Origin of the sequence: Rothia sp. HMSC064D08, assembly GCF_001809525.1 — a bacterium.
Classification (GTDB): Bacteria; Actinomycetota; Actinomycetes; order Actinomycetales; family Micrococcaceae; genus Rothia; species Rothia dentocariosa.
Genome location: NZ_KV797899.1, coordinates 158,077 through 170,013, shown reverse-complemented (window position 1 = coordinate 170,013; position 11,937 = coordinate 158,077). Strand labels below are relative to the sequence as shown.

Annotated in this window: 6 protein-coding genes; all 6 read left to right on the top strand. The window is 54.8% G+C overall.

Going from position 1 to position 11,937, the window contains the following annotated elements:
- Positions 1 to 438 precede the first annotated feature (438 nt).
- Complete coding sequence (locus tag HMPREF2625_RS06150; RefSeq protein ID WP_070522994.1) at positions 439 to 1,206, top strand: IMS domain-containing protein; 768 nt, start codon at positions 439 to 441, stop codon at positions 1,204 to 1,206.
- Between the two features lie 117 nt (positions 1,207 to 1,323).
- Positions 1,324 to 4,956 (top strand): fibrinogen-like YCDxxxxGGGW domain-containing protein, encoded by a 3,633-nt coding sequence (locus HMPREF2625_RS06145; protein ID WP_070522993.1) that lies wholly within the window; start codon positions 1,324 to 1,326, stop codon positions 4,954 to 4,956.
- A gap of 300 nt (positions 4,957 to 5,256) precedes the next feature.
- Positions 5,257 to 6,051: a CDP-alcohol phosphatidyltransferase family protein gene (locus HMPREF2625_RS06140; protein ID WP_070522990.1), complete on the top strand. Its 795-nt coding sequence runs from the start codon at positions 5,257 to 5,259 to the stop codon at positions 6,049 to 6,051.
- Between the two features lie 2 nt (positions 6,052 to 6,053).
- Positions 6,054 to 6,986, top strand: a complete 933-nt coding sequence (locus HMPREF2625_RS06135; protein ID WP_070522986.1) for a glycosyltransferase family 2 protein — start codon at positions 6,054 to 6,056, stop codon at positions 6,984 to 6,986.
- Positions 6,986 to 8,299 carry an O-antigen ligase family protein gene (locus tag HMPREF2625_RS06130; RefSeq protein ID WP_070522983.1) on the top strand — a complete coding sequence of 438 codons (1,314 nt, stop codon included), beginning with the start codon at positions 6,986 to 6,988 and terminating at the stop codon, positions 8,297 to 8,299. Before HMPREF2625_RS06135 ends, HMPREF2625_RS06130 begins: the two co-directional genes overlap by 1 nt.
- The gene (locus HMPREF2625_RS10780; RefSeq protein ID WP_083295633.1) at positions 8,299 to 11,937 is read left to right on the top strand and encodes an oligosaccharide flippase family protein; all 3,639 of its coding nucleotides are present in this window, start codon (positions 8,299 to 8,301) and stop codon (positions 11,935 to 11,937) included. The genes HMPREF2625_RS06130 and HMPREF2625_RS10780 overlap by 1 nt, the downstream gene beginning before the upstream one ends.

Here is an 11,937-nt window from a genome sequence, read left to right as displayed (position 1 = left end):
TCAAGTAGACTCAGCTACCAAAACCTACCCCCTCAGAAGTTTTATAGGTATTTTATGAGTAAATTTCTATACACGAGAACAACTATCAACTTTGTATCGCAACAACCATTTACACCTTTCTTTTGATAAGGGTTCATAAAATATTTATTAGGTTTTCTTATAGTATTTGTCCACCCCTCGGACTATCCGCGAGTATTGTGACCTCACCGCGGTCACAACTTTCGTTCGCTGTGCTAGCCTATAGGTATCCACGGAAAGTTCTGTGCCTTCATGGCGCGGTGTAGCCCCATGGAAAATAATAAAAACCAACGGGTACTCCCGTCGGCAATAGCAATTCACTCACTTACAATTACACAAAGGGTGGGTTGTCGTTATTGTTGGCAGAAGTGCCTTCACTTTACCGATAACCAACCACCTTACAACTGAACGAGAAAGATCGTGCTTCGTACGTTTTCTTCACTTCCGAAACAGCGACGGGCAGCAACGGGCTTACTTCTGAGTTTGTCTCTGATAGTCCCCCTTGCGGCATGCTCTCAGTCATCAGATCAACAGACTGCGAGCCCTGACAGCTCAGCCTCAGCAAGCTCGTCATCTTCTGCTTCCAGCGCATCTAGCGCTTCTTCCGCCCCTTCTTCTGGGACTGCTACTTCCTCTGAATCTGCACAGGCTGAAGTTCCTGCGCAGGACGAAAATTATCCCCAGGCAGAGCAACTCAAAGACGCTAAAACTGTCTCGACTGACGCGGCCGAGGTTAAAGAAGTCAACGGTCTCGTAAACTCCTATGAGCAGACCATGTCTTCTGTTCCAAGCGCGCCTGAAGGTTCAGCAGATACTGCTTCATCAGATTCCGGTCAACCCCGGCAGTTTGTTGATGAGGCAACCATGGACTCCATCAACAAGGTAGCTGTAGACAACGCCGCCGAAGAATACGCGGCATCCGCTGCCGAGTATGCCCAAAACGGTTGGCATTACGAGGGCACCAGCACGGTCGTCGGCACCCCCAAAGTTGCCGAAGGAACCTACCAGGGCAAGCGTGCACGATTCGTCGAGGTGTGCCTGGATTCCTCCCAAGTCAAGACCAAAGACAGCGCGGGTCGGGAACTCCAGAGCGGAGGCAAACGGTCTCTCAATATATATACGCTGGTCGAATCTGACGGCACGTGGAAAATAGCCCAACACGACTTCCCTAACAATCCCGATTGCTAAGCACATGGTACGTCGTACCTACAGGCATCATAAGGCCGTTTTATCCTTCGGTGTCTGCCCGTGTTTATTCCACTCCTTCAATACGTATTCAGCATTCAACGGAGGTGCAATAAAACCATGAAATTTGCTAGAAAAGCGACTACGGCGGTAGGGCTTGCCCTGACGCTTGGACTTTCCGGGCTAGCCCCGGTAGGTCCCGTAGCCTACGCTGCTGAGGATGCGGTCGTTCACGACGGCTCCTCCAGCGACAAGGCAGCCGCTTCATGCTATGAAGCTAAACAAGTCAACAAGGATGCAAAATCCGGTAAGTACTGGCTGTACACCCCTTCGATGTCGGCTCCACAGCAGTTCTACTGCGACCAGGAGACTAACGGCGGCGGTTGGGTTCTGATTGGTCGCGGCCGTGACGGTTGGACCGAGAACTACCACGGTCGAGGTGCTGCGTCTAAGCTGTACACCAGCCCTGAGGGTGACGACGCGATGACTCCGGTACAGCTGCCCTCTACCACTGTTGATGAACTGCTGAACGGTCAGAAGCCACAGGATCTTGAAGATGGCGTGCGCTTCCGCCGCGCCCTGAATACTGACGGCACGGAATGGCAGAACATCACGGCGCACCGTGATCAGACCGAGCGTTGGACCTGGGCTCTGCGAAGCAACAATATCTGGTCCAATATTGACGTCAGCGCGGATAACCCCCAGTACATGCAGAGGGATCGTACCCACTTCGACAAGACCGAGGGTCATATCCAGCAAAATGGCACCTACTCGGTGCTGAACTTTGATGAGCAGCGTGAGCAGGGATGGAAGCTCGGTTTTAGCTACAGCCGTGATGTTCGTGCTAACGGAAATCGCAATGAGAGCGCAAGCAACTCATATCTGTACCGCCCGAGCGGTTCCAACGCTACTCCCTTCGCTTTCACTCAGGTGTACCTGCGCCCGAAGCTGACCCAGCAGAACATGGGTGCACAGGCTATTGGCGATAACGGTACCGCGGCAAGTAACCGCCGCGCACTGCCCAAGAGCGGTTCTATGCCATGGAAGTGGCGCACAAGCGATAAGTCTGGAACCGGTAACGTCAACGAAATGAACACCTACGTTCAGGCTATTACTCAGGTAGGCGACACTGTCTTCACCGGCGGTGACTTTGCATACCTGGAGTCTGCAGCCGGTGCTCATGTGGATCAGTCTTATCTTGCTGGTTTCAACGTCAATACTGGTGAACTGGTACAGACCTTCAAGCCGAAGTTCAATGGTCAAATTAAGTCTCTTGAGGCTCTGCCGAACAACAAGTTGGCCGTTGGTGGCGAATTCACCGAGGTTAACGGAGAAAAGGTGCCCGGTTTTGCGGTGCTTGACCCCGCAACCGGACAGCTTGACCGCGAACTGAACCTGCAGGTTGAAAACAATGTTTCCGGTTCAGCTCTTTCTGTGAAGACTCTGCAAGCTCAGGGAGATTACCTGTACTTGGGCGGTACGTTTACCCATCTCAAGAGCTCAGGAACCCCCAATAAGGTTTACTCCCGTAACGCTGCTCGCGTGAAGATCTCCACCAACCAGGTTGATCGCACGTGGACCCCGCGTTTCAACGGAACAGTAAATGGTATGAGTGCATCGGCAGATAACTCCGAGGTATTTGCCGCTGGTTACTTCACCGAGATGAATGACCAACGCGCATTCCGTGTGGCACGTATCCTCGATTCCGCCAAGAAGGTCGGAACATGGGAGGTCACTCCCTCATACCTTCCGGATCCACAAACCCGCGAGAAAAGGGTGTGGGGCTTCCATTTTGACGTTCAGGATGCTGGCAGCTCCGTATGGCTTGGCGGTACTGAGCACATGATTTCTCAGTACACTAAGAACGAACCAATGACCCGTTTGAGCTCGAGTATTACCCGCAACGGCGGTGATTTCCAGGATCTGCATCTCAACGGTAATAACATCTACGGCGCCTGCCACTGTGGTGACTTCCTGTACCAGGGCAGCGGCACCCACGACTACGCATGGCGTGGTTCTACCGTGACCGACAGCATCCGTTTGGTTGCTGCGTTCGATAAGGACAGCGGTAAAACTCTCCCCGAGTTCGCTCCTACTCTTAAGGGTAAGAGTGGTCACGGCATCTGGGAATCCTTCGTGGACTCCAATGGTGTACTGTGGGTTGGCGGCGATTTGAACCGCTCCCTAGGTGAAAATGGTGTACAGCAGGAATCTGTTGGCTTCGTACGCTACGCACCACGCGATGTTACTCCCCCGCCTGCTCCGAGTAACCTGACTGTTACTCAATCCGGTGATAACGATCAGCTGAACTGGAGCGCATCTGGCGAGGCGGGTGCACGTTACCATGTGCTCCGTAACGATCGCGTGATTGCTACTGTGAACGGCACCAGCTACAGGGTAAAGCACACCGACAACGCTCGTTACTTCGTGCGTGCGGCTGATGCAAACGGTAACTACTCTGCTTCTACTTCGGTTGCTGTATCTGGCAAGAAGGCTGAGCAGCCTAAGCAGGAGAACCCCAAGCAGGAGAATCCGCAGCCTCAGCCGGAAAACCCTAAGCAGGACGATCCTAAGCAAGAGGACCCCAAGCAGGAACAGCCCAAACAAGAGCAGCCTAAGCAGGACGATCCTAAACAGGACAACCCCAAGCAAGAGCAGCCTAAACAGGATGATCCCAAGCAGGATGACAATAAGAATATCGTCAAGCCTCAGCCGGAAAACCCCATCCAGGACGATCCTAAGCAAGAGGACCCCAAGCAGGAACAGCCCAAGCAGGACAACCCGAAGCAGGAAGATCCTAAACAGGATGAACAGCCTCAGCCGGAAAACCCTGCGACAGACGACCAGGTTCAGCCCGCTGATCCCAACGATGATCTGAAGCCGAACGAGCCTAAGCAGCAGGAGAACCCGAAGCAGGAACAGCCCAAGCAGGAAGATCCTAAACAGGACAATCCCAAGCAAGAGCAGCCCAAACAAGAGGACCCGAAGCAGGAGCAGAAGCCCCAGGGCGATCAGGTTCTCGTCGATAGCGGTTCTTCATGGGTCTACCGCGTAGGCAGCGACCGCGCCGAAAGCGAATGGAAAACTCGTTCATGGCTCGGCGGTGCATGGTCTCGCGGCAAGGCTCCCCTGGGTGCTGGCTCGGTGAATGTTGAGACCGAGGTGAATACCTTCTTTGGTACTCCGATGAGCATCTACGCCCGTAAGGACGTTACCCTCACGAAGGAACAGGCTCAGCAGTATCTGAAGCTCACCACCTACGCAGATGACGGTACTGTGGTTTATGTCAACGGCAAGGAAGTTGCTCGTAAGAACATGCCGCAGGGTCGTATCTCGGCTAACACCCCCGCAACCCAGCGTCCGGAAAGCCAGAACGCTCAGCTGTTCTCAGTTGACGTTCCTGCTGAGTACCTGCGCGAAGGTCGCAACGCAATCGCCGTTGAGGTTCACGCTAACTCGCACTGGAGCAACAACATCAGCTTCGATATGCAGGTTATTTCCACCGCGCAGCACCAGAATCCCCTTCCTGAAGTACAGAATCAGGAGGATAACGGTCAGCAGCACCGCCCTCAGGTCTGGTACTGGTACTACCCGGAGTACTACGGCAACTATGGTAACGGTGACTACTACGGTCGTCGTAACCAACGCGTAGCCTATAACTACGATCACCGTGGTTTTGGTTACATGGGTGGCTTCGGTTATGCCCACGGATTCTTCGGTCGTGCATTCTACGACTACGGATTCGGTTGGTAATCACCTAACCCCCGCGTAGGGACTGCATAAACGCTCCTGTAGCTGGATTTAGTATTCGGCTACGGGGGCGTTTTTCAGCGCGATACCGTCTTCAATGTTTGACTAAGAGTCAGCAAAATAAGGCGCGCCTGGCAAAGTCCTACTTTTTAGAGCATTTTATTTCTATAATCTTTATGACTTACTTTTTGCTCGGACACTCGGTTTTAGATCGCATGTCTTCCGGCGGGCTTAGGTAACAGCAAACGTCGTCATCACCCGCGGCACCACCTCAAACTTTGATCACCGATTAGGATTCTTCACATGGGTCACATCACTACGCCAAGCACAGCAAAACGCCCCGGCTTTTCGGATACTCTGAGAGCGCTTGAGCAGGCGCAAAAACCAGGTATTGGAGTTCCCGCATACACCCGATGGGTAAACCGCAGGGTTGCACGCTATTTTGCTGCTGCCGCTGTCTCCCTCGGTATTACGCCCAACGGCGTTACGGCAGTCAGCGCAGCTGTCTCGGCGGCAGGTGTTATCGTTCTTCTAACCGCTCCCCCAACAATCCTGACAGGCGTTATCGTTGCACTTCTGTTTGCCCTCGGTTACGGGCTTGATTCGGCGGACGGGCAGGTAGCCCGCGTGACCGGCGCATCCTCACCCGCAGGAGAATGGCTTGACCATGTAGTAGATTCCATGCGAGTACCCACCGTACACCTAGCGACGCTGGTAGGTTTCATCCGTTTTCCCGAATACTTCTCTGTATCACATACCGCCGATGGTTTTCCCGGTGGCTGGATTCTTTGGGCACTGCCCATGGCATTCACAGTACTCACCGCCGGACATTTTATGAGTCAGATTCTCGCTGAGCAGCTGCGCAAAAACCGTAAAACTGCGGCACCGTCGACCGGGGGTAACCTCCGTTCCTTCATCAATCTGCATATGGACGCCGGTACGCTCTGCTGGATCTACATTTTTTGGGGTTTTGGCGTGATCTTCGTCTTCGTCTATGCGCTTCTTTTCTTGGCAAATGCGGCGACCGTTTTGCTGTCTATGCGCCGTAAATACGTCACGCTCGCAACCCCCGCATCGTCCCCCTCGCAGGAGGCATAACCGTGAAGTTTGAATCTTCAGCTCCCGCCGTAAGCGCCGTGATCGCAACTAACGGTAAACGTCCCAAAACTCTGCGCACTGCGGTACGCTCTATTCTCGATCAAGATTACGCGGGGTTTATCGAGGTTGTCGTGGTGTATGACCGGGTAGAGCCCGATCTGCTGGAAGACATACAGGTTCCGGAAAATCGGAAGCTCATTACGATAGCAAACACACGCACGGGCGGTCTTGCGGGCGGTCGTAACAGCGGGATTCTTGCCGCCACTGGAGAAATTATTGGTTTCTGCGACGACGACGATTATTGGATGCCCACCAAGCTGACCGAACAACTCGCACTATGGAATGCTCACCCGGAGGCAGTCGCGGTTTCTTCGGGTATCACCGTTCGCTCGGGTGGGCGTGATATTGAGCGGCTGGCGCCTAAGCGTGCATCCTTCGATGACTTTCTGCTCTCACGCATTACGGAAATTCATCCTTCCGCTATGCTCTATGCGAGGCAAGACCTTGTGACCGACCATCTCGGTTTAGTCGATGAGGAGCTGCCAGCTTCCTACGGCGAAGACTACGATTTACTCTTACGAGCAACCCGCTATGGCGACGTTTTTTCAGTGCAGAAACCGCTTATTCTGGTGCTGTGGGATCGTCCCTCATTTTTTGCCGGTAAGTGGCAGGCTATGGCGGACGGGCTTACCTATATACTGCAAAAATTCCCCGAATTTGAGCGTAGCCCGCGTGGACTGGCACGTATTGCCGGGCAGATAGCTTTTGTGCATGCGGCGCTCGGTCACCGTGATCTTGCTCGTTCCTACGCCCGCTCGGCCCTTAAACGCGATAAAAAGCAATTACGTGCCTGGGCGGCATACGTGGTAGCACTGGGGATTGTGAAACCTCAGCTGCTTCTTGATCTCGTTCAGAAGACAGGAAGAGGTCTGTAATGTCTACTGCTCTAGCTCTTCCAACCCTCGGTGCTTCAAGGAAGCTCGCGTCTACACCCGCGGCGGGCGGTGCATCCGCACAGGCACCCCGTAAACGTCTTCCTGCGTGGCCTCTTCTCACCCTGTTCTATGGGTTCCCGGCATTCTGGGCGTTGGGGCTGCTTCAGATCGTGCCGCTGGTGCTTTCGGTTACGATGGTCATTTACTTGACTATCCGCGGCGGCGTGCGAGTGCCCCGCTCGCTCTGGATATGGGCTGCGTTCATCTTCTGGGTGATTGTCTGTACCGTCTCGTTAGAAGATGTGACAGACTATATCGCCTGGACACTGCGCTTCGTCAATATTCTCAATGCGGGCGTGTATGCGCTCTACTATTTCAACGCTAAAGAAAGCATCTCGATCAATCAGCTCTTGGGCAGCTTAACTGCCCTGTGGGTTACGGTTGTCGTACTCGGATGGGGCGGCGTGCTCTTCCCCGAAGTGCGCGTTCAAACACCAATGAGCTACGTCGTGCCACAGAGTTTCATGTCGAACTCTTTGGTGAAAGACTATATGCTCCCACCCTTCGCGGAGGTTCAAAACCCCTGGGGGGCGCCTGAACCCTACGTGCGCCCCGCCGCGCCTTTCCCCTACGCCAATAGCTGGGGTCTTGCCTTTACCGTGCTTACGCCCGTCATGTTCGCGTTCTTTGCGCGCACACGCTCGTGGCTTCTGCGCATCTTTTTGGCGATCGTCCTCGGAGCGTCGGTCGTGCCGCTCGTGGCGACCAGTAACCGCGGTATGTTCATTGGTCTGGGTTTTGCGACTGCATACGTCATTATTCGCCTGATTATTGGTCGCTATTGGGGCCTGGTAACGGCGGCCGGGGTAATGGTTGTCGGGGTGGTGACCGCGTTAATTGCCTCCGGCACGGTGGCAGCTATTTTGGGTCGTCAGCAATATTCTGACTCGACCGGCGGTCGCGCGGCGCTGTACCGCTCAACCTGGGCAGCGTCCTTAGAGTCTCCCATTGTGGGGTATGGAACTCCCCGTATGGAATTGAGCGTGGGTGTTTCGATGGGTACTCAGGGGTATCTATGGACTCTAATGTTCTGTTTCGGATTTGTGGGTCTTGCTATATATGCACTCTTTATTCTTAGTATTTTGGGTGAAGGGTTGAAGGTGCACACCCCCGCCGGATTCTGGTTGCATTCTATTCCGGTCTGCAGCTGTGTTGTCATTATTTTCTATAGCTTCGATGTGGCACAGCTGAGCGTTCTTCTGCTCAGCGCCATGGCTTGCATTCGTGCACGATATTACAGAGAGGAGCTTTAATGGCACGTCATGCTTCTTTAGCGCGCAGCGGCTCGCTGGCTTCTCTCTGTGTGATGTACGGTGCCGGTATTGCGTTCGTTACAACCCTCGTGGTCTCAAACGGAATCGGCGCAGCCGGTGCCGGTGAATTCTTCCGTCTAATGGCACTCTTTGCGATCGGAACCTCGCTCTCAGTCTTCGGCGCGGATACCGGACTTGTACGTACGATGTCCGCACAGCGTGCCCTAGGACGATACTCTGCGCTCCCCCAGCTTATCCGCTTCGCTCTTTTCCCCTCGGTACTTCTTGCCGTTGTTGTAGCCCTCGCAGCGCTGGTGTACAGCTTGATCATGCCGGGAAGCGACGAATACGCCACCGCTCTACGGGTGAGCGCTCCGTTCCTGATAATTGCCGCCGCCATGACGGTGGGGTTCGGAGCATTACGCGGTCTAAACCAGGTAGTGACATTCACCCTCCTGCAGAACGTGGTGCTCCCGACTCTTCGCCTAGCTGGCGTAGCTCTTGCAGTGATTCTCGCGGGTTCTCTGATGGGCTTAGTGTGGGCATGGACTATTCCGGTGATTATCACCACGGCGGTCACCGCATATCTGCTCAACCGCCCTCTTCCCGAAGAAATGAGCCAGGATGCGCCGCCCACCACGAACGAGCATCAGGACGCCCCAGAAGAAACGCTGCGTTCCTTTTGGATGTTCTCATCTGCCCGCGGTGTTGCCGCTATTGTCGAGACCGCACTCGAATGGATTGATGTGCTGGTTATCGCAGCATTCCTCGGACCGGCCGCGGGCGGTGTCTACGGCGCGGTAAACCGGTGTGTGCGTGTTGGCACTATGGTCGAACACACCGGGCGCATCGTGACTGGACCATCGATCAGCGCGGCGCTGGCAACCCAAAATCTGGTTCGTGCCCGTGAAATCTTCCTTGCGACCACCCGCGTGCTCACCGCCCTAGCCTGGCCTTTCTACCTTTCACTTGCTTTCTTCGGCCCGGTTTTGCTGCGTTTCTTTGGTAAAGGTTTCGAGTCTGGCGCCGGTATTCTCTGGGTTATCTGCCCGGCGGCGATGCTCGCGATGAGTGCGGGCGGCGTGCAATCGGTCCTGCTCATGAGCGGTAAAAGCCGTTGGCAGCTTCTCAATAAGCTCTCGGCTCTGGTTCTGGCGATTATCTTGAACCTTACCTTGGTTCCGTTATGGGGGCTCTATGGTGCCGTCACCGCTTGGGCGGCGGCGTTGCTGATTGATACGTTCTTGGCAAGCTACCAGGTTTTCAAGCTGGTGGGTATTCGCGCTACTGTCAAGGAAATGGCTCCGGCGCTCATCCTTGGCGGTGTGGTACCGACTGTATGCGCCCTTATTCCGCTTGCAATTCTGGGGCAAAGCCTAGTAGCTCTGGTGCTGTACCTGGTTCTTCTGGTTCCAAGCTACGGTTACCTGCTGAAGCGCTTCCGCAAGCCGTTGGGCGTTGAACGTTTCCTCTCGGCACGCAAGAAGCCCGCAACCGCGGAAGAAGTTGTTGCAGCCCAGACCCCGGAAAACGCGCCTACCACGGTGATGGCGATCGTTCGCTCCCCCAGCAAGTTTTCGGCGGTGCGTGCTGCCATTGCTCAGGGGCGACGTGAAGCGTTCCCGCAGTATACCGATTCCGGTGCCGATGCACAGCGCTTGAATGATGCGCTTGCCCACGGAGCAACGATGGTTCAGCTCGTCGGGGTTTCCCCGCAGCATCCTCAGCGCTCTTCCAGCATTGCTTCCGCCGTTACTGCGGCGCTTTCAAAAACACCACCGGCGCAGTCTTCGGATGCGCCCTCTCAGCAACATACCGCAGCTGAGACACATCTGTCAGCTACGCCTCCCGCCGAGGGAACGGCGGTTCACCACGAACAACTTCACGAGAAGGGACAAACTCCGCACATGGGGAGAGAACAAGAGTCTGCGCCGCAGGCTAACGCATCGTCGCAGGATCACAGCAACCCCCAGACGGGGAAAACACCGCATATCGAAAAATCGCCAACCGTGCCAATATTCCTGGGTGCGGCGGCTGGTGATGAGCCGGGTTCACCCGATTCTGCGGTTGGTACCCTCAGAAATGCTCTGCCGCAGGATTCTGCACAGCCTGAAGCCGATAAATCTCCCGAGCCAGCTCAGCCCGTGCAAGCCGTGAAGAAGCCGAGGCTTCCTGCGATTGCACAGGCTACCGCGAATGGTGCCCCGGATACGCCCACGGGCATGATACCCGCGCAGCCCGCCGCTAAGACTCAGGCGACACCAACGGAAAGCACAGACGCCGAAGCCCCGGCGAAGTCTTCCGAAGATACGACGGACTCTCACAACACAACACCGATCACGAACCACGAACGACCCAGGATTATCGTTCAGAAAGAGAACACCATGGAAAATTCGAGCACTTCCGAGAAACAGCCTTCGGCATCTTTGCTTGAGCAGGTTCAGCGAGTATGGCGCCATAAGCTCATTGTTCTTATTCCGATCGTGGTGATGGCGATTCTTGCGGGAACCTACGGTGTGATTTCGCCTGCATCATACGCCGCGAAATCAACTGTGGTGGTTTATCCGCTCGTGAACGACCTTTCTGGAACCGGCAGCGCGAACTCCTTGAAGGTCGATATTAACACCGAGTCCCGTGCGGCAAGTTCCCGCCAGGTTGCCGGGCGTGCCATTACCAAGGCTCAGGCTAACCAAGAGGGCCCCAACTACCAGGCGATGGACGTTGATAAGCTCATGGCTGCCACAAAGGTAACGGGTACTTCGCAGTCGGCCGTTTTGGATATTGAGGTGACTCTGCCTAACGCCCAGCAAGCGGCTGACTACGCAAATGCCGTGGCTGAAGCCTATCTGGAGGTGCGCAGTGAAGGCCTCAAGTCTAATGTGGAGGACCGGCGCAAGAAGCTCAATGAGAAGATTGACGAAGCACAAAATAGCAATACCATCCCAGCTTCCGAACTTACTCAGCTTCGTGAACGCCTTTCTCAGCTTGAGCTGATTTCTCAGGAGGGCGGTCGTGTTGTATCTTCGGCTCAGGTTCCAAAGAGCCAGAAGGGACTCTCCCCCATGGTTCTGACTGTCGTTGGCGGTGCCTTCGGTCTGCTGGTGGGTATTGCTGCAGCATACATTTATGACCGTTCGATGCGTACCTTAGGTTACGCTGGTCGTCTCAAGGAAATGGGTATCGATTCGCATGAGCTCAAGCCGAACGACACCGAAGGCGCGCTTTTGCTGCTGCACCGTGTAGGCGCTACGGATGGTGACCTCAAGAAAGCCGGTTATGCCGGTATTACCCTCAGTTCTGCATCCGGCAAACTCGCTTACCGTTTGTACCAGGCTCTCTACACCGCGCTGCCAAGCGATCAGGTGCGTTTTATCGACTACAAGTCGCTCAAAGACAGTCACTCGCTGCAGAACCCCGAGAAGTATGTTGCGGGTAATTCCATTCCCGTTGTGGTTGATTTGGGGAATTCCGCTACGCTTCCGCAGGTTGTGCGATTCAGCAATGCCACTCGTTTGTGCCTGATTCCGGTGAACAAAGATACTAACCGGGCAAAGCTGCGCGAGCTCTTCTCGTACCTGCAGACTCTTGAAAATACCGTGAGCATCGCAGTATTTATGGAACCGCAGAAGGAGGGGTAA

What these genes read in the sequence shown, in the direction of transcription:
- HMPREF2625_RS06145 (WP_070522993.1), top strand. Translation starts at nt 1,324, where the DNA reads ATGAAATTTGCTAGAAAAGCGACTACGGCGGTAGGGCTTGCCCTGACG.
- HMPREF2625_RS06140 (WP_070522990.1), top strand. Translation starts at nt 5,257, where the DNA reads ATGGGTCACATCACTACGCCAAGCACAGCAAAACGCCCCGGCTTTTCG.
- HMPREF2625_RS06130 (WP_070522983.1), top strand. Translation starts at nt 6,986, where the DNA reads ATGTCTACTGCTCTAGCTCTTCCAACCCTCGGTGCTTCAAGGAAGCTC.
- HMPREF2625_RS10780 (WP_083295633.1), top strand. Translation starts at nt 8,299, where the DNA reads ATGGCACGTCATGCTTCTTTAGCGCGCAGCGGCTCGCTGGCTTCTCTC.